The sequence below is a fragment of the Nocardioides sp. genome (genome assembly GCF_036267815.1).
Classification (GTDB): domain Bacteria; phylum Actinomycetota; class Actinomycetes; order Propionibacteriales; family Nocardioidaceae; genus Nocardioides.
On record NZ_DATAVI010000095.1, the window covers coordinates 13,447 to 31,144 of the forward strand.

Consider the following 17,698-nt stretch of genomic DNA (forward strand, 5'->3'; position numbering starts at 1 on the left):
GGTGGTGATCGAACGCAGGCGGCGTTGGATACCCGGGACTTTCCCTGGGGTTCCGCCTGCCGGAACGCACCATGGTGTTGGCATGAGTAAGGAACAGCGGGAGGCCTTGGACGCGGTTCTCCGTCAGGGAGATCTCGACACCGGTGGCGAGGTACTGGCATTGCGTGCAGCCTTCGACGAGCTCATGTCGCAGATCCCCGTCGCTCCCGACATCCGGCAGACGCCAATCGACTTCGGCGGTGTGGACGGCATCGAGGTGGTCGTGGGTGAGCCGTCGCCGGACCATGTCGTGCTGTACTTCCACGGCGGCGTCTACGTCATCGGTTCGGCGGCGGCATCGGTCTCGCTGGTGGGGGACCTCGCCCGACGAACGGGCTACCGGACGGTCACGGTCGACTACCGGCTGGGACCCGAACATCCCTACCCCGCGGCTGTCGAGGACGCGGTGTCGGCGTACGAGGGGTTGCTGTCCCAGGGTGTCGAGGCTGGCCGGATCGCCCTTGCTGGTGAGTCCGCCGGGGGCGGCCTGGCCGTCGCGGCACTCTTGGCTCTGCGGAACGCGGGCACCCCACTGCCGGGCTGCGCGTTCCTGATGTCTCCCTATGTCGACCTGACCTTGTCCGGAGACTCCCTGGCCGAGAGGGCCGCCCTGGACCCGATCTTGGGCCCCGACGCCCTGCGGACCCGGGTACCGGACTATGTCGCCGGCGGCGACGCCGCCGATCCGCTCGTGAGCCCGGTCTACGCCGATCTCAGGGACCTGCCTCCGCTCCTGGTCCAGGTGGGGTCGCATGAGGTCTTGCTGAGCGACGCGCTCCGGCTGGCCGCACGTGCTGCGAGCGACGAGGTCGCCGTGATCCTCGACGTCACGCCAGGGGTCCCGCACGTGTTCCAGGCCTATGCCGCCATGCTCGATGAGGGAGGAGCAGCTCTCGACCGTGCGACGACGTTCCTCACCTCTCACCTGAACGGCTCGGCGTGAGACGCTCGCCGGCGCCCGCCTAGCCGAGCTCTGGCGGGACATCGGCAACGGGCTCCGGACGGCTTGACGGGTCGCCGGCGTCCTCAGGGACGAAGGAGCCCAACACCGCGTCCCGCAGCTGTCTTCGGGTGGTGATCCCCACCTTGGCGAACACGTTCCGGAGGTGCCACTCAACAGTCCGAGGACTCAGAAAGAGTCGGCCCCCGATCTCGCGGTTGGACAGCCCCCCTTGGGTCAGCTGTGCGATCTGCCACTCCTGGTGGGTGAATCTCCTGCTCGGAGCGTCGGCGTACCGACGCACCCGCCTGCGGGTCGTGGCCGACAGCTCGCGACGAGCGCGGTCGGCGAAAGCGCTCAGGCCCATCTGGCCGAAGGAGTCGTGCGCGATCACCAGATGGTCGCGAGCATCGCCCTTCCGTCCCCTCCGACGCAGCCACTCACCGTAGAGGAGGTGCGTGCGGGCGACCGTCGTCAGTACGGGGGAGAGGCTCAGTTGTTCCAGGGAAGCTAGGTACAGGTCTTCGGCGCTCCCGCCATCTCCAACCCCAAGAGCAGCTACGAGCGAGGCGGTCCCGAGCGCCCACGCCGTGGGGGTGGCTGCGGCTCGCGCACTCACCCACATCGAGAGCTCGCGGAGCGCCGCAGTGTCGTCCAGTCGCGACGCGGCCGCGGCCAGCTCGATGACCGTGAGCGTCTGGTATCCGAGGGCCTCCCAGTCAACGACTCGACGGGCGTGGTCGAGTGCTTCCTGGTGCCGGCCCAGGCCGTTCAGCAGGACAGCGCTCAGGTAGTGGGAGAAGGCGACCGTCCGGCCCTGGCCGTTCGACGTCGCCGAGTCGATCGTCACTCCGAGCAGCGGGACGGCGGTCGCGGGATCTCCCCGGTAGGCCGCGAGCAGGACGTCGCTATGACCCGCTGACCCGACCAGGGTCGCCTCGGCGATCCGGTGCTCCTCGTCGACGAGCTCGGTGGCTCGGCGAAGGTCTCCGGAGAGTGCCACGAAGCTGGCCAGGAAGCTCAAAGCGAACTGGAGTTGTAGCAGTGCTCCGGTCTCGCGGGCGACCCTGACCTGACGCTCGGCGAGCACGAGTCCGGTCGAGAAGTCCCAAGCCTCGATGGCCATGATCCCCGCGACCCTGTTCCCGGCTAGCCACAAGAGGCTCCCGACGTCCTCGGCGCCGATCTCCTCATCCCGCACGGCAGCCAGTGCGCGGGTCATGGTGGGCGCGGCGGCCACGTAGCCATGGGTGGCTCGTATGACCAAGGCGTCCAGGAGCAAATCCGACGTCCGCTCGGGACCCTGGCCCCGCGGTGCATCTCGAGCGGCTCTCGCTGCGCCTCGGATCAACGCCAGACCCTCGTCACCGCCGGCCCAGACGGCGGCTGCCATCGCTTCGAGGTGCGTGTCGCGCGCCAGCTCCGGATCGAACCTCTCCAACTGTCTGGCGGCGCCTCCCAGCATGGCGGAAGCCTCCTGGGCGCGTCCCTGGTCGAAGGCGATCCTGCCGCGCAGCTGCTGAACGAGCGACCCGCGCAACTCATACCCGCGTCCGAGCTGGATGCTGTCGAGCAGCCGAAGAGACGCGTCGAGCGCTCCTGCGTCCCGCTTGGTTTTCGCAGCAACGAGGGTCCGGTCGGCACGAGCTTCCGGGTCGGGAGTCAGTGCGGCCGCACGCTCCAAGAGCGCGGCCGCCCCCATCAGACCACCCCGGCTCCGGGCCCTAGCGGCTGAGCGCTCGAGCTCGACAGCGATGTCCTCGTCGTAGGCCACAGTGGAACACGCGCGATGCCAGGCACGGTTGTCCGCATCCCGCACCGGGTCGGTGACCTGCGCCAGAGCGCCGTGCGCCCCGAGGCGCAGCTGAAGGGGGGCGGCACGGTAGACAGCGGCGCGAACGAGGGGATGCCGGAAGTACACACGCCTGCCGAACTCGATCAGGTCGGCTTCCTCGGCTGGGGCTGCGGCATGCCAGTCGAGTCCAAGGAGCTGGGCTGCGGACCACAGCAGTCCCGGATCACCGGTGGGTTCAGCCGCCGCCAACGTCAGCAGGGTCTGCGTGTCGGCGGGCAGCCGGCGCAGGCGCTGGGTGAACGCGAACTCGAGGCGTCCCTCAAGAGGCACGTGTTGGGAGGTCGTCAGCTCTGACGCCAGCTCCGCAGTTGTCCATGTGCGCGGCAGCTCGAGTAGCGCCAGAGGGTTCCCCCTGGCCTCAGCGAGGATCCGGTCGCGGACCGCAGGGTCTGTCGGTCCGATGACGGCCGGAAACAGTCGGGCGGCGTCTTCGGGGCGGAGTCCGGCCAGCCGCAGCTCTGGAAGCCCCGCCAGGTCCCGTTCCTCGTCGTAGTCGCGAGAGCCGACCAGGATCGCCACCCGCTCGCTTCGCAACCGACGAGCAACGAACCCGACCGCCTGGAGGGAGGAACGATCGACCCACTGGGCGTCGTCAACGATCCACAGGAGTTGGGTCTCCTTCGACATCAGACCGATCAGCTCGAGTGCCGCCAATGCGACCAGGAACCGATCCGGAGGCTCGCCGCTCGCCTGACCCAAGACCCGCTCGAGCGCCTCGCGATGAGTGGACCGGAGGTCGGCCATCGATGGCATGAGCGACCCAAGGAGCTGTTGCAAGCCCGAGTAGCTGAGCTCCATCTCCGACTCGACGCCCAGCAGGTGGGAGACCTGCCAACCGGTCGCATGATCGGCGAGGTCCTGGATCAGGGCAGACTTCCCGATACCCGGCTCACCCCGGAGCACCAGGGTCCGCGTCTGGCCGTGAGGTCCATCGGCGACAAGACTCCGCAGCGCTCGGCGTTCGGCCTCCCGCCCGAGGAGGAGCCGCGCGCGGCTGGGCGTGGGCCGAGCGTCGGAATCCACGGGCACTTGCGTCGGGGCGGTGTCGAGCATGCTCGGCCTCCCTCTCCCACGAGCCGCGTCCCGAGAGAATTTACTTGCGTGAGCAAGCATATCCGTTACGCCGGTCATGGCAACCCCCGAGGCATACAAGGTGACATGGCCAGCCCGACCTCTGCACCCGTGACTTACCCGGGGGTAGCACCTCAATCGCCTGTGACAGATTCACCTCGAGTGACGGCGGCTCCGCCGTCCGGTACACCGGACCGAGACGGCTCTGAGACGCCGTCGCCTTTCCGCTTCACGCAAGCGCTGGGACGGCGGAGCCGCCGGCACCAACCACCAGGACGAGGGAAATGCTCGCCTGCGCAACTATTCTCCGTCAGGCTTGCGGGGTGAGTGTTCCGCCTTTGACCAGCGCCGAGGACCTCGTCTGGCGCAACCTCATGCGCCTGGTCTTCCTGCTGCCCAGGGCGCTCGGCGAGGACCTCGAGCGAACGTGCGGGCTGAGCGCGACCCAGTACTCGGTGCTGATGCACCTCTCAGAGTCTCCGGACCGACAGTTGCGCATGTCTGATCTAGCAGGTCGCGTGAGCCTCTCCCCGAGTCGCATCACCCGGGTCATCGACCAGATGTCCGCCGACGGTCTGGTCGAACGTCGCCCCGAGATCAGAGACGGTCGCAGCACCATGGCCGCGCTCACCGCGCAGGGGATGGCGGCGCTCCGAGTGGCGTGGCCGCACCACCTGCAGAGCGTCCGCACGCTGGCGTTGGACCACCTCACGGATCAGGAGACTGAGACCCTCGGGAAGATCCTGGAAAGACTGGCGAGCCACCTCGGGACCACCGGCTAACCGCGACCCGCTCCTACGAAATCGGGTCCCGGGACTTTCCCTGGGGTAAGGGGTCCCTGGATCGAGCACGGTGAAGGGATGACCTCGACACCTGCCACTGGGCAGAGCCTGCCTGACTACGCGCCTGTCCCTACCTCTTCATTCGGACCGGCCCTGAACGAAGACGGGTATCACGTTGGGCGCGTCGAGCGGAACCTCTTCTGGGTCACCGACGGCACCTATCTGTCGGCGTTCCTCGCCACAGACGAGGGAGTCATCCTCTTCGACGCTCCACCGACCATCGGCCACAACTTGCGGCGCGCCGTCGACGAGATCGCCGAAGCCGAGAGCCTCAGCAACAAGGTGACGCACATCGTCTACTCCCACCACCATGCCGACCACACAGGGGCAGCGAACCTCTTCGGCGACGATCTCGTGCGGATCGGCCACGAGGAGACTCGTCGACTTCTCATCCGGGACAACGACCCCACCCGACCTGCGCCCGACGTCACGTTCAGCGACTCCTACACACTCGAGATGGGGGGAGAGACCGTCGAGCTTGCCTACCACGGACCTAACCACTCGCCCGACAACATCTACATCCACTTCCCCAACCACGACACGATGATGCTGGTCGACATCGTCAACCCCGGATGGGTGCCGATCTACAACCTCAACCTCAGCGACGACGCCCCTGGCTACCTGACGGCTCCCGACAAGGCGATGGAGTACCCCTGGAGCCACTACATCGGCGGGCATCTGGGCCGCCTCGGCACCCGCGAGGACCTTGCCCTCCACCAGCTGTACATCGGCGACATCGTGGCAAGCTCCGAGGCCGCCTTGGCGTCGGTCGACCCCACGCCCTACTTCGTGAGGTACGGCGCCAACGTCTGGGCCGGGGTGAAGGGCTACCTCGACGAGGTGACCGCGACGGCGGCAGCACCGGTCGTCTCGAAGTACACGGGGGTCCTCGGAGCAGCCGACGTCGAGGCGTTCACCTACACGACCACCTTCACCATCATGCAGTCGATGCGCCTAGACCTGGGCGCCGGCTCGCAAGTCCACCCATGACCGGAAGGCTCGCGATGACACGCATCGCCGTGATCCTAGGTAGCACGCGTCCTGGCCGACGGGGCGAGCCCGTCGCCCACTGGGTGATGGAGCAAGCCCGGACACGCTCAGACGCGGAGTTCGAGCTCATTGACCTGCTGGACTATCCGCTGCCCCACCTGGACGAGCCGTTGCCTCCGAGCACGGGGCAGTACCAGAACCCGCACTCGCAGGACTGGGCAGCCACGATCGGGCGGTTCGATGGATTCGTGTTCGTCACCCCGGAGTACAACCACTCAACCTCAGGGGTCCTGAAGAACGCCATCGACTACGTCTACGCCGAGTGGAACAACAAGGCGATGGGGGTGGTGTCGTACGGCGTGACAGGTGGCACCCGCGCGGCGGAACATCTGAGGCTCATCGCCGGCGAGCTGCAGATGGCAGGCGTGCGCACCAACGTCGCCTTGTCGTTGATCACCGACTTCAAGGACTTCACCGAGCTCACACCGATCCCACACCAGGCGCAGGCACTGAACACGCTGCTCGGCGAGGTCATCGCGTGGAGCGGTGCACTCGCTCCTCTCCGCCAAGTCGCGCCGGCCGCGTGACTCCGGCACCTGCAGCCTCCAAGACCGGACAGGAACAACGACGAAGGAGAGACGACGATGACGAACGACCTGGGCGTGTGGAAGGCCGAGGACTGCGCGCTGCTGCTCATCGACTTCCAGAACGAGATGTTCGAGGTCATCCGGTCGGAGACCGACCGCGACCTCGTCGAGCTGCACGTACGACTGCTGGCCAAGACGGCCAAAGGTTTCCAGATGCCGATCGTGCTGTCCACGGTGGGGGTGAACCTAGGCTTCAACGGCCCGACGTTGGCCTCGATCCAAGCAGAGCTGGAGGACATCGAACCCATCGACCGAACCTCGATGAACGCGTTCGAGGACGACGCTTTCAGGGCGGCGGTCGAGGCGACCGGGAAGAGGCGCCTCATCATCGCCGGTCTCCACACCGAGATCTGCCAGACGTTCGCCACGGTGCAAGCTCTCAAGGACGGCTACGAGGTCCTCTTCGTGACCGACGCCGTCGGGGGGCGTTCGCAGACCGCGCACCGCACCGCGATCGAACGGATGGCGCACGCGGGGGCGATCCCCACCACAGCGCTCGCGGTAACTACCGAGACCTTCCGCGACTGGGCGTCGCCGCTGGCAGGTCCTGCGGGCCAGGTCATCTACTGGTACTTCGACGAGGTCGGCCGCCACACGGACCTGGTGGGGGTCGCCGACGCCGAGCGCAAGGCCGCGGCGGCCGCCCTCGCTGGGGCACAGTGAGATGTCCGCCCGGCTCGATGGAAAGGTCTGCATCGTCACCGGTAGCGGCGGCAGCATGGGAAGAGCCACCGCCCTGGCTTTCGCTCGTGAGGGCGCGTCGGTCGTCGGGTGCGATGTAGCTGTCGAGCCGGCTGAGGAGACTGTCGCGCTGGTGCGTGCGGAGGGCGGGACCATGGTGTCGCTACAACCCTGTCGGCTCAGCGACCCCGCCGAGTGCGAGCGGCTCGTCGACCTCGCGCTGAGTGAGTTCGGGCGACTCGACGTCCTGTTCAACCTGGCCGCGAAGACGCACTTCAACTGGCTGGAGAAGACGCCAGACGAAGACTGGGAGGCGGCACGACGTGACGAGGTTGACCTGGTGTTCTACCTGACCAGGGCCGCGTGGCCCTCCTTGAAGGAGAGCCACGGCGCGGTTCTGAACATGGCGTCGTTGAACGGCCAGCTGAGCTTCCGGCAACTGCCCTCGCTGTCGCATACGACCAACAAGGCCGCGATCATCGGGATGACCCGACAGCTGGCATTCGAGGGCGCGGAGCACGGCATTCGGGTCAACTCAGTTTCCCCGGGTCTGATCGAGAGTGGCGCGACGCGCGGAGAACTCGAGGACAACGCCTTCGGCAGGCAAATGCGGGACCGGACCCTCCTGGGCCGACTCGGACAGCCGGAGGACGTCGCCAATGCGGCCGCTTTCCTGGTCTCCGACGAGAGCTCGTACATCACCGGAGTCGACCTCGTGATCGACGGCGGCATGAAGGTCTGGTGACCTCACCATGGCCGGCAGCGACCCGGGTCCGACCCGCGACCTGAACGCAGGGGCCAGCGACTCGAAGAAGGCAGCCCCGCACGAAACGTCGGGCTTCTGGGCCGTGGCGTACGCGTTCTTGATCGTGATGGCGGTCGCCACTCTTCCGAGTCCGCTCTATGGCCTCTACCGCATCCGCGACGACCTCTCGCCGTTCACGATCACGGTCGTCTATGCGCTCTTTGCCGCCGGCACCATCTTGACCCTCGTCCGTGTGCCCTGGATCGCCAGTCAGGTCGGTCGCAGAGGGGTGATGCTGGCGTCCGTAGCCACCATGATGGTCGCGGCCGGCCTGCTCGCCCTCTGGAAGGATCTGCCCGGGCTCCTCGCCGGCCGGCTGCTGACCGGCGTCGCGGTCGGGCTCTCAGCCGGTACGGCCATCACCTACCTTGTCGAGCTGCAAGTACGGGCCGACCCGACTGCATCAGTGGTCCGAGCCCGCACAGTCGGAACCTCGATCACTGTCGGGGCGCTCGGAGTCGGGCCACTGATCGCCGGATGTCTGGCGCAGTGGGCAAGCTGGCCGTTGACGCTGCCGTACCTGGTTTTCATCGCGCTCGGGGCGATCGCGATCGCCGGGTTGATGACGGCCCCTGAGACCGGGTCGCCGGGGCGCACGGGCCCCGCGGGCGGCTCGGGTCGCCTGCTGCCGATCCCCGCCGCTGCTGCGACTCTGTCCGCCTACTCCGCGATGGGGTTGTTCGCGGGGCTGTCGGGCCTCTTTCTCGCCACCACACTCGGGCACCCATCACACGCCCTTTCGGGCGCGACGCTGTTCCTCGTGTTCTCCTGCGGAGTGACCTCGCAGCTTGCGACCACCAAGCTCCGTGCCTCCCAGGTACTCGGACTGGGCACCTTGTCCATGCTCGTCGGCCTCGTCCTACTCGTGACGTCGGTGCGGCTCGCGACGCCTAACCTCGCACTGTTCCTGATCTCCGGTGCGCTGATCGGTGCCGGCTCCGGCGCGGTCTTCAAGGGCACGACAGGTGTCGTGCTCGAGACCTCCGCGCCCGAAGACCGACTCGCCATGACGTCGGCACTCCTCATCGTTCTCTACGTGGGGCTCTCGGTCCCGGTCATAGGGGCTGGCATCGCCCTCGACCAAGGCGCGAGCGCACCCGACACCGTGCTCGTGTTCGCGATCTTGGTCGGGATCGGCGTCGCTCTGTCTGGCTGGGCCCTTCTCGGACGTCGAGCCAAGAACTCCCAGACGTGACACCCGGAAGGCCCCTGCGAGCGCTTGGGCCCCACCGGGTGTCACCTATCGGGTACGGCGCCATGCGCCTGACCGGACCTGGCATCTTCGGTCCTCCCCCTCACGTAGGAGGTGCTCTGCGGCTCTTGCGCGAAGCAGTCGAAGCGGGCGTAGACCATATCGACACCTCTGAGTACTACGGTCCACACGTCGTCACCAGCTCATCCGCGAGGCGCTCAGGCCCCTATCCGCCGCAGCTCGTCCTAGTGAGCAAGGTCGGAGCCCGACGTGACAGCCGCGGCGGCATCTTCCCCTACGACGCCCCAACCCAGCTCCGCGAAGCAATCGAGGAGAACCTCGGCACTCTCGCGATCGAGAGCCTGCCGGTGGTGACTCTGAGGTTGATGCGCCCGGGTGCCCCTGACTCACTTGTCGACGAGCGGATCGGCTCCATGGTGGCAGCCCGCGATGCCGGACTCATCCAGGCGATCGGCCTCAGCAACGTGGCGCTGGCTCACGTGAGCCGGGCCCTCGAGCTCACCGACGTCGCCTGTGTCCAGAGCTCCTACCACCCCCAAGACCGCCGCTCTCAGCCTGTCCTTGAGGTGTGCGCGCGACGTGGCATCGCGTTCGTGCCGTTTTCTCCGCTCGGTTCAGGCAGCCGAGGCCCGGGGTCCGCGCTAGACGATGGGGCGGTTCGTAGGGTCGCGGTCCGATTGAGGTGCACACTCCGGCTCAGGTCGCGTTGGCATGGGCGTTGCAGACCGCACCGAACATCCTCTTGATCCCCGGCACTGCGTCCCCCGAGCATCTGCAGGAGAACCTCCAGGCCGGCTCGATCCGGCTGGACCCAGACGCCGTCCGAGACCTGTCAGGTCCGTGAGGGGTCGGCATCGCCGCCCCGCGAGAGCTCGAGCACCGGGATCGTTCGTATGCCGGTGGCCTTCCGCTCATAGGCGGCAAATCCGGGATAGCGACGTGCCTGTTCGGCGTAGATGCGGTCGCGCTCGGCCCCGCTCAGGTCACGCACGTCGACCTGGAACGAGTCTGTTCCGACCTCGACGGCACCCGTGCCCGCCGACGTCAGGTTGAAGTACCAGTCGGGATTCGTCTCCGCGCCCCCCTTCGTGGCGAACACGTAGATCCTGGCTGCGTCATCCGGCTCATGGGGCAGGTACATCATCGGCGTGACGTACTCGCGACCACTTCGGCGACCCCAGTGGTGAACCAGCACCATCGGAGCACCCTCGAACGGGCCTCCCACGCGACCCTCGTTGGCACGGAACTCCTCAACGACTCCCGCGTTCCAGTCAGACGTCTCGGCCATGTCAGGCGTGGACCTGAGAGCCGACACCGAGGTCGAGGCGGATGGCCTCGAGGAGAACGAACGCGCTGCTGGCGGTGTACACGTCGGCCGCGGCGAGGACGCCGGTGTACTTCTTGACTACCGGGTCGGAGGCGTAGGCGACCTGTGCATCCTGGTAGGTCTTCACCGCTGCCCAGGAGTTGTCGCCGTACTTGACGAAGAAGGGCGTCGGGTCGATAGCCGTCAGGGACTGGGTCACTCCGTCGAGGAGGTCGTTCACGTACCGTTCGTAGACGCGGACGTCCTGGCGGGTGCCGAGCCGTCCCATGTGTCCACCGATGAAGTGCCTCCACGGATACCGCATGGCTGTGGTGGGCGCGGCGAGGGAACCTTGCACATCCTCGTGGAGGTTGAAGCTGTTGTAGGGCACCCATCCCGGCAGCACGAGGTCGACCAGCATTAGGGCACTGTGGTGCGGGAAATGCATGTAGATGTTGTCGGGTGTGTGGTTGGTGCCGTGCCATGCGAGATCGACGCGCTCGCCGCCTACCCGAAGCGCGTGCCGGGTCTCGAACGTGACGTCGGGCAGCGGCCGCGTCGCATCCTTGTCCCTTGCGAGGAGTCGCTTGGTCTCGACGTGCCCGACCCTGACTACGTCATGACCGAACAGGGACGAGGCCCCAAGATGGTCCGCGTGGTGGTGTGAGTAGACGATGTGCGACACCTTGTTGGACACGCCGTTGTCCGTCGCGACCTCATCGATGGCGCGCTGCAGGTTGTTGCCAATGCTGGGCGGGGCATCGAACAGTACGACGCCGTCACGCGTGGTCAGGAATGCCGCTTGATAGGTGCCGTCGGTGACCCAGTAGAGGTTCCGCTCCACACGCCCGACGAAGTACCCCTGCGAGTTCAAGGTCGGTCCCAGGGCGGAGGGCGGGACGGGCGCATAGTCGGGCAGACTGTCGACAGTTCCTGCCGCAGCCGCAGCCGGCGCGGCCAAGGCGCCTCCCGCTAGCGCGGCCACTGCCGGAGCCGCTGCGAGCGCGGCTCCACCGGCGAGCAGAGAACGTCGATTCGTGGTGAGATTCGAGGGCATCGTCTTCTTCTTCCAGGTGTGAGCCGATGAGAATCGTGACGATGCCCTCTCGGTGAAGGCGTTACCCCAGGGATCGTCACGGGGTTCACGGTTCTGATGCTCGGTGGACTACGCGGCTCTACGGGATGAGGACGATCTTCCCGCTGACATGTCCGGCCTCGAGCTCGCTGAAGGCCGCCCGGACCTCCTCCAACGGGTACGCGTGCTGGATCGGTACGACGACCTCGCCGGCGACGATTGCCGCGGCCAGGGTGGCGAGAGTCTCCGCGCTCGAAGCGGCAGAGCCGCCCTCGCCTTTGACTGCGTACTTCGCGATCGCCGGGAAGTCCACGACCGTGTCGATCCGGTCCTTTGCGATGCCGAGCTCCAGGGCCAGTTCGACGTACCCATCCCCGACGAGATCGATGAACGCGGCAACCGACGTTCCCTCCGCTGCCGAGGAGATGCCCTCGACAACGTTTTCGCCGTACGCGACTGGAACTGCTCCCCGCTCGCGAAGCCAAGGATGATGGCGCTCGCTGGCCAGTGCGATGACCCGAGCTCCCGTTCTGATCGCCAGCTGGACCGCGAACACACCAACGCCGCCGCCTGCTCCAGCGACTACGACCGCCTCCCCACGGACCGGCGCGACCGCGCGCACCGTGGCGAACCCCGTCGCACCTGCGACAAACAGCGCGCCAGCCACCTCCCATGGGACTTCAGTTGGTTTTGAGGTCAGGTTCGTCGCCTCGACGAGCACGTACTCCGCATGGCTTGCGCGGTCGTTGGTGAAACCGATCACCTCGTCGCCCTCGGCGACGTCAGTGACACCATCGCCTCGCTCTTGAACGACACCCGCGAAGTCGGAGCCCTGGCCACTGGGGAAGGTAGCCGGAAAGATAGCCCGAACGCTCCCGTCTCGGATCTTGGCCTCACCGATGTTGATGCCAGCGGCGCGGACGGCCACCAGCACCTGTCCAGGTCCGGGCCTAGGGCGCGGCAGGTCGCGGACCTCGAGGACTTCAACGCCGCCGTAGGCGTCGAATTGAACTGCTCGGGGCATCGCTGGTCACCTCCCCTTCGTCGATCGCCGATCCCTCACGGCGCACCGGTCCGTCCCAGTACACGAGGCTGGGCGAGTCGCTACCCCAGGGAATGTCCCGGGGTCAGGCAACGCCATCCTGGCTCGGGGTGCGTACCCGGCGTCGCAGCCGGATGAAGAACCCGAGGGTTATCAGGACCAGGGGCAAGGACGAGCACTGCGCTTGCAGCCCGCGACGGACTCCACCCTGGCGTAGCTCGTGCCGGCCGCGAACCCCAGCGGCGTGAACCCCACAGCCCAGATCGACCCGCCAGCGGCGTTGAAGCCGAGAACTCGGCGGTATGGCATCCGGGCGGCGCCGGCGAGTCCAGGCATGACGGCCCGGAAGAATGCAGTGAACCGAGCGAGGAAAACGGCGCGGCCGCCGTGGCTACGCACTTCGTCAAGCCCGCGTTGGGCTGCTGGCGTGCGTCTGCGGAAGACGCCGAGCTCGAGTATGCGATCGCCTACCGATCGTCCCACCGCGTAGCCCACGGTGTCGCCTAGGACGGCTCCCGCAACCGCCACTGCCCGCATGACAAGGAGGGAGACACGCTCTTGGTTGGCCAGGACCCCGCCGAGCAAGACGGCCGTCTCGCCCGGCAGTACGAAGCCGACGAACAGGGCCGACTCGCCGAAGGCCAGTCCGCCGACCAGTGCGTATGCCGCCGATCCGTTCAGCGCGAGGAGCTCGTTGGTAACCGAGCTCACGACAGTCATGTGTGCGCGACTGCGTCAGCCTGCGACGCGTGGGGCATCCGGGGCGACGTCGGTCCGGCCGACCTTGACCAGGGCGAGGACCACGACGAACGCCGCCGCGATCAGCCCGGCACCGATCCAGAACGCTACGCGGTAGCCGTGGATTGCGGCGAGGGGATTGAACCCGCTCGGGGCCAGGTGGTGTGCCTTCAGGAACGACGTGACCGCGCTCGCGTAGATCGTGTTCAGCAAGGAGGTGCCGAGAGTCCCGCCGACCTGCTGTGTCGAATTGAGCACGGCACTGGCCACACCTGCGTCGTCGGGGCTCACTCCCGTCAGGGCGAGGTTAGACAGCGGAACCAACAGCAGAGCAAAACCGACGCTCATCAGCAGCTCGCCGGGAAGCACGTGCCCCGCCCAGCTGGAGGTGTCGGATATGGAGGTGAAGGTGGCCAACCCGACCGCGGCCATGGCGAGCCCGACCAGCATGAGCGGCTTGGGCCCGGTGCGAGGCATCAAGCTCGGCACCACGCCCGAGGTGACGATCACGCCGCCACTGAACGGCAGGACGGCGAGCCCGGACTTGAGCGCGCTGTAGCCGAGGTTGAACTGGAGGTAGTAGCTGAGGAACAGGAACATCGCGAACATGCCGGCGAAGGACAACAGCGAGGCCAGGTAGGACCCGCCCCGGTTCCGATCGAGCACGATGCGCATCGGCAGCAACGGATTCGCTGCACGCAGCTCCACCACTACGAAAGCGATCAGTAGGACGGCAGCGGCGCCGAGGAGGCCAAGAGCCTGCCCCGAGAGCCAGCCCACGCCCGGCTTTGCTGCCTCGGTGAAGCCGTAGACGAGTGAAACGAGTCCAGCCGTACATAGGATGGCCCCGGGGATGTCGTAGGAGGTCTGGCCATGCGACTTGCTCTCTGTCACCAGGATGATCCCGCCGACGAACGCGACGGCCGCGATCGGCACGTTGATGAAGAGGCACCACCGCCAGGACGTGTACTCGGTGAGGGCACCCCCCAGAATGAGACCGATCGCCGCGCCGGCACCCGCAATGGCGCCGTACACGGCGAACGCACGCGATCGCTCCTTGGCTTCAGTGAACGTCACGGTGATCAAGGACAGGGCAGCGGGGGCCAGGAGCGCCGCGAACGCGCCCTGGATCGCGCGGGCCGCAAACAGGGTCCCGGCGTTCTGCGCTGCACCGCCCAGTGTCGATGCCGCCGCGAACCCCACCAGCCCGATGAGGAAAATCCGCTTGCGGCCCACGTAGTCGCCGATCCTTCCGCCGAGCAGCAGGAGGCCACCGAAGGCGAGGGTGTAAGCGGTGATTGCCCATTGCCGGTCGGCGTCCGAGATGTGCAGGGCCAGCTGTGCCGAGGGGAGCGCGATCGTGACGACGGTACCGTCGAGGACCACCATGAGCTGGGCGATCGCGATCACGGCTAAGGCCCACCAGCGGCGGCTGGGCAGGTCGCCGATGGGGCTGATCGGGCCTTTCTGGGAGCCATCGGTAGCGGCCAGCTGAGGATCTGCTGCCATGTCGTTCGTCTCCTTCTCCAGCACCGGGGTGTCCGAAGCGACGCTGCCGACCTACCCCTGGCGAGGCGATGGACGTTGAGGTGCAGGGCGTCCACCGGTCGTGGATCGACCGTGACCCAGTTCTCTGGCGACTACCCCCGGGCTTTTCACGGGCACCGGGTGTTCGCCCTCGACGAACACGAAGCCCCCTCGGAACACGGCCGCGCAAACGCCAGTTGAGTCGGCATGACTCAGGTTTCTCGCCTCCCCGTTCTGTTCGTGCCCGATCTCGTGGTGCTGCCGGGCATGGTGGTCTCGATCGAGCTCGACGAGTCGTCGCGGGCGGCGGTCGACGCGGCCCAGGCGAGCAGCGAGGGCAGGCTCCTGGTGGCTCCGCGGCTCGAGGACCGGTACGCGTCGTACGGCGTGATCGCGTCGGTCGAGCAGGTCGGCAGGTTCCGCGGTGGTAGTCCCGCGGCCGTGCTCAAGGCCGAGGGACGCGGCCGGATCGGCAGCGGCGTCTCCGGACCTGGTGCGGCGCTGTGGGTCGAGGTCGAGGCTGCCGAGGAGCACGTCAGCGACCGCGCTCGTGAGCTGGCGGAGGAGTACAAGCGGCTGGTGGTCGCCGTCCTGCAGCGCCGGGAGGCCTGGCAGGTCATCGACTCGGTGCACCAGATGACCGACCCGGCCACGATCGCCGATGCGGCCGGCTACGCGCCGTACCTCTCGGTGGACCGCAAACGCGAGCTCCTCGAGACCCCCGACGTCGAGACGCGACTCGAGGCCCTGATCGGGTGGACCCGCGAGCACCTGGCCGAGGTCGAGCTCACCGACAAGATCAGTGACGACGTCCGCGACGGCATGGAGAAGAGCCAGCGGGAGTTCCTGCTGCGGCAGCAGCTCGCGGCCATCCGCAAGGAGCTCGGTGAGGACGAGCCGGACGGAGCGGACGACTACCGCGGCCGGGTCGAGTCCGCGGACGTCCCGGACGCCGTACGCGAGGCGTTGATGCGGGAGGTCGACAAGCTCGAGCGCTCGAGCGACCAGAGCCCGGAGACCGCGTGGATCCGGACCTGGCTCGACACCGTGCTCGAGCTGCCCTGGAACGTCACGACCGAGGACTCCACCGATGTGGTCGCGGCCCGGGCGGTGCTGGACGCCGATCACCACGGCCTCGACGAGGTGAAGGAGCGGATCGTGGAGTACCTCGCCGTCCGGAGCCGTCGCGCCGAGCGCGGACTCCAGGTCGTGGGCGGCCGCGGATCAGGCGCCGTGATCCTGCTCGCCGGTCCCCCGGGAGTCGGCAAGACCTCACTGGGTGAGTCGGTCGCACGGACCCTCGGCCGGAAGTTCGTCCGGGTCGCGCTGGGCGGGATCAGGGACGAGGCGGAGATCCGCGGTCACCGCAGGACGTACGTCGGCGCGCTGCCGGGCCGGATCGTGCGCGCGATCAAGGAGTCCGGTTCGATGAACCCGGTCCTCCTGCTCGACGAGGTCGACAAGATCGGGGCGGACTACCGAGGCGACCCGGCGGCGGCGCTACTCGAGGTGCTCGACCCGGCGCAGAACCACACTTTCCGCGACCACTACCTCGAGCTGGACCTCGATCTGTCCGACGTCCTCTTCATCGCCACCGCCAACGTGGTCGAGCAGATCCCGTCGGCATTGCTGGACCGCATGGAGCTGGTGACCCTCGACGGGTACACCGAGGACGACAAGGTGGCCATCGCCCGCGACTTCCTGCTGCCTCGACAGCTCGAGCGCGCAGCGCTGACCGCGGAGGAGGTCACGATCTCCGAGGCGGCACTGCACGAGATCGCGGCCAACTACACACGCGAGGCAGGCGTGCGACAGCTCGAGCGCTTGCTGGCGAAGGCACTTCGCAAGGCGGCCACCCGCCTGGCGACCGGGTCGGAGCGGGTCGACATCGACCTGGCCGACCTGAAGGACCTCGTCGGGCGCCCGCGCTTCACCCCCGAAGCCCACGAGCGCACCTCGGTGCCCGGGGTGGCGACCGGTCTCGCCGTGACCGGGCTCGGTGGTGACGTGCTCTTCATCGAGGCCTCAGCACACGAGGGCACGGCCGGCCTTACCCTGACTGGCCAGCTCGGCGACGTGATGAAGGAGTCTGCGCAGATCGCACTCACCTTCGTCCGCAGCCACGCGACAGCACTTGGCATCGCCCCGGCGTTCTTCGACCAGGCGATCCACGTGCACGTGCCTGCCGGAGCGACACCCAAGGACGGTCCGTCGGCGGGCATCACGATGGTGACCGCGCTGGCGTCGCTCGCCACCGGTCGTCCGGTGCGCTCCGAGGTGGGGATGACTGGTGAGGTCACTCTCAACGGCAAGGTGCTGCCCATCGGCGGGCTCAAGCAGAAGCTCCTTGCGGCGCAACGCAACGGGCTGACCGAGATCTTCGTGCCACTCCGCAACGAGCCGGACCTGGACGACGTACCGAGCGAGGTCCTCGCCGAGCTGACCGTGCGCGTGATCGGGGACGTCATGGACGTGGTGCGTGGTGCGCTAGGGGATGCCACGGAAAAGACCGTTGCCGCCTAGACGGCGCCATTGATCGCCGCCCTGCAGGGTCGCGTTCCCGCCTGGGCCGTTTCGAGGTCCGACCCCGCTCTATGTCGCGCTGGTTTGCTCTCCCCTGAAGTGGCGGCGCCTTGCACGCTGCGGCGCCAAGCTCAACCCCGAGCGGGGAGGTATGAGTGTGAACGGGCGTTTGCATCGCTAGGCCGCGCGCCGGAATCGTCTTATCGCGAGAGATCGGACGCTGGACCGAGTGGCGCCGTCAGGCGTAGTTCGACGACGAAGTGGCCTGTGTGACGCACGGGTCTGAAGGGTCGATCCGATCGGGCAAGTTGTCAGGTCTGGGGCAAGTGCTGCCGAATTCGTAGGCAAGTTCTTCCATGACCGACGGATCTGTCGTTGAATTCTCTTACCGGCCACTGAATCGC

Annotated in this window: 16 protein-coding genes; 10 read left to right on the forward strand and 6 right to left on the reverse strand. The window is 67.4% G+C overall.

The window, feature by feature from the left end; translation table 11 throughout:
- Window positions 1–82: 82 nt before the first annotated feature.
- Entirely contained in the window at window positions 83–982 is a 900-nt protein-coding gene (locus VHW64_RS19370) for an alpha/beta hydrolase fold domain-containing protein (RefSeq protein WP_329652211.1), read from the forward strand.
- A 19-nt stretch (window positions 983–1,001) separates the two neighbouring features.
- Here VHW64_RS19370 and VHW64_RS19375 read toward each other — a convergent pair whose 3' ends face one another.
- Window positions 1,002–3,887, reverse strand: a complete 2,886-nt coding sequence (locus VHW64_RS19375; protein ID WP_329652212.1) for an AAA family ATPase — start codon at window positions 3,885–3,887, stop codon at window positions 1,002–1,004.
- Window positions 3,888–4,189: 302 nt separating this feature from the next.
- On the opposite strand from VHW64_RS19375, the gene VHW64_RS19380 reads away from it, so the two are divergent.
- The 8 genes from VHW64_RS19380 (at window position 4,190) to VHW64_RS20365 (ending at window position 9,927) form a co-directional block, all read left to right on the forward strand.
- Window positions 4,190–4,687, forward strand: coding sequence for a MarR family winged helix-turn-helix transcriptional regulator (locus VHW64_RS19380; RefSeq protein ID WP_329652213.1), 498 nt, complete (start codon window positions 4,190–4,192; stop codon window positions 4,685–4,687).
- Between the two features lie 78 nt (window positions 4,688–4,765).
- Complete coding sequence (locus VHW64_RS19385) at window positions 4,766–5,737, forward strand: MBL fold metallo-hydrolase (protein WP_329652214.1); 972 nt, start codon at window positions 4,766–4,768, stop codon at window positions 5,735–5,737.
- 14 nt (window positions 5,738–5,751) lie between these two features.
- Window positions 5,752–6,324, forward strand: a complete 573-nt coding sequence (locus tag VHW64_RS19390) for an NAD(P)H-dependent oxidoreductase (protein WP_329652215.1) — start codon at window positions 5,752–5,754, stop codon at window positions 6,322–6,324.
- 57 nt (window positions 6,325–6,381) lie between these two features.
- Window positions 6,382–7,047 carry an isochorismatase family protein gene (locus VHW64_RS19395; protein WP_329652216.1) on the forward strand — a complete coding sequence of 222 codons (666 nt, stop codon included), beginning with the start codon at window positions 6,382–6,384 and terminating at the stop codon, window positions 7,045–7,047.
- Between the two features lies 1 nt (window position 7,048).
- Complete coding sequence (locus tag VHW64_RS19400; protein WP_329652217.1) at window positions 7,049–7,810, forward strand: SDR family NAD(P)-dependent oxidoreductase; 762 nt, start codon at window positions 7,049–7,051, stop codon at window positions 7,808–7,810.
- Window positions 7,811–7,817: 7 nt separating this feature from the next.
- Window positions 7,818–9,065 carry an MFS transporter gene (locus tag VHW64_RS19405; RefSeq protein ID WP_329652218.1) on the forward strand — a complete coding sequence of 416 codons (1,248 nt, stop codon included), beginning with the start codon at window positions 7,818–7,820 and terminating at the stop codon, window positions 9,063–9,065.
- A gap of 38 nt (window positions 9,066–9,103) precedes the next feature.
- Complete coding sequence (locus VHW64_RS20360) at window positions 9,104–9,829, forward strand: aldo/keto reductase (RefSeq protein WP_414690544.1); 726 nt, start codon at window positions 9,104–9,106, stop codon at window positions 9,827–9,829.
- On the forward strand, window positions 9,766–9,927 hold the full coding sequence (locus VHW64_RS20365; protein WP_414690546.1) for an aldo/keto reductase: 162 nt from the start codon (window positions 9,766–9,768) through the stop codon (window positions 9,925–9,927). Before VHW64_RS20360 ends, VHW64_RS20365 begins: the two co-directional genes overlap by 64 nt.
- On the opposite strand, the gene VHW64_RS19410 is transcribed toward VHW64_RS20365, so the two are convergent.
- The 5 genes from VHW64_RS19410 to VHW64_RS19430 form a co-directional block, all read right to left on the reverse strand.
- Window positions 9,916–10,371: a nitroreductase family deazaflavin-dependent oxidoreductase gene (locus VHW64_RS19410; RefSeq protein ID WP_329652219.1), complete on the reverse strand. Its 456-nt coding sequence runs from the start codon at window positions 10,369–10,371 to the stop codon at window positions 9,916–9,918. The two genes, VHW64_RS20365 and VHW64_RS19410, sit on opposite strands and share 12 nt — an antisense overlap.
- Before the next feature lies 1 nt (window position 10,372).
- Window positions 10,373–11,446: an MBL fold metallo-hydrolase gene (locus VHW64_RS19415; RefSeq protein ID WP_329652220.1), complete on the reverse strand. Its 1,074-nt coding sequence runs from the start codon at window positions 11,444–11,446 to the stop codon at window positions 10,373–10,375.
- 118 nt (window positions 11,447–11,564) lie between these two features.
- Window positions 11,565–12,488, reverse strand: a complete 924-nt coding sequence (locus tag VHW64_RS19420; protein ID WP_329652221.1) for an NADP-dependent oxidoreductase — start codon at window positions 12,486–12,488, stop codon at window positions 11,565–11,567.
- 171 nt (window positions 12,489–12,659) lie between these two features.
- A complete protein-coding gene (locus VHW64_RS19425; protein ID WP_329652222.1) occupies window positions 12,660–13,226 on the reverse strand; it encodes a DedA family protein in 567 nt (188 codons plus the stop codon).
- A 15-nt stretch (window positions 13,227–13,241) separates the two neighbouring features.
- Window positions 13,242–14,777, reverse strand: coding sequence for an MFS transporter (locus VHW64_RS19430; protein WP_329652223.1), 1,536 nt, complete (start codon window positions 14,775–14,777; stop codon window positions 13,242–13,244).
- A 201-nt stretch (window positions 14,778–14,978) separates the two neighbouring features.
- Between VHW64_RS19430 and lon the strand changes: the two genes are divergently transcribed.
- Window positions 14,979–17,294 (forward strand): endopeptidase La, encoded by a 2,316-nt coding sequence (lon, locus tag VHW64_RS19435; protein WP_329652224.1) that lies wholly within the window; start codon window positions 14,979–14,981, stop codon window positions 17,292–17,294.
- Window positions 17,295–17,698 lie beyond the last annotated feature (404 nt).

Bases quoted from the DNA above. Each gene is read 5' to 3' on its own strand.
- VHW64_RS19410 (WP_329652219.1), bottom strand. From the start codon at position 10,371: ATGGCCGAGACGTCTGACTGGAACGCGGGAGTCGTTGAGGAGTTCCGT.
- lon (WP_329652224.1), top strand. From the start codon at position 14,979: ATGACTCAGGTTTCTCGCCTCCCCGTTCTGTTCGTGCCCGATCTCGTG.
- VHW64_RS19420 (WP_329652221.1), bottom strand. From the start codon at position 12,488: ATGCCCCGAGCAGTTCAATTCGACGCCTACGGCGGCGTTGAAGTCCTC.
- VHW64_RS19415 (WP_329652220.1), bottom strand. From the start codon at position 11,446: ATGCCCTCGAATCTCACCACGAATCGACGTTCTCTGCTCGCCGGTGGA.
- VHW64_RS19390 (WP_329652215.1), top strand. From the start codon at position 5,752: ATGACACGCATCGCCGTGATCCTAGGTAGCACGCGTCCTGGCCGACGG.
- VHW64_RS19395 (WP_329652216.1), top strand. From the start codon at position 6,382: ATGACGAACGACCTGGGCGTGTGGAAGGCCGAGGACTGCGCGCTGCTG.
- VHW64_RS19380 (WP_329652213.1), top strand. From the start codon at position 4,190: ATGCTCGCCTGCGCAACTATTCTCCGTCAGGCTTGCGGGGTGAGTGTT.
- VHW64_RS19425 (WP_329652222.1), bottom strand. From the start codon at position 13,226: ATGACTGTCGTGAGCTCGGTTACCAACGAGCTCCTCGCGCTGAACGGA.
- VHW64_RS19405 (WP_329652218.1), top strand. From the start codon at position 7,818: ATGGCCGGCAGCGACCCGGGTCCGACCCGCGACCTGAACGCAGGGGCC.
- VHW64_RS19385 (WP_329652214.1), top strand. From the start codon at position 4,766: ATGACCTCGACACCTGCCACTGGGCAGAGCCTGCCTGACTACGCGCCT.
- VHW64_RS19400 (WP_329652217.1), top strand. From the start codon at position 7,049: ATGTCCGCCCGGCTCGATGGAAAGGTCTGCATCGTCACCGGTAGCGGC.
- VHW64_RS19370 (WP_329652211.1), top strand. From the start codon at position 83: ATGAGTAAGGAACAGCGGGAGGCCTTGGACGCGGTTCTCCGTCAGGGA.
- VHW64_RS19375 (WP_329652212.1), bottom strand. From the start codon at position 3,887: ATGCTCGACACCGCCCCGACGCAAGTGCCCGTGGATTCCGACGCTCGG.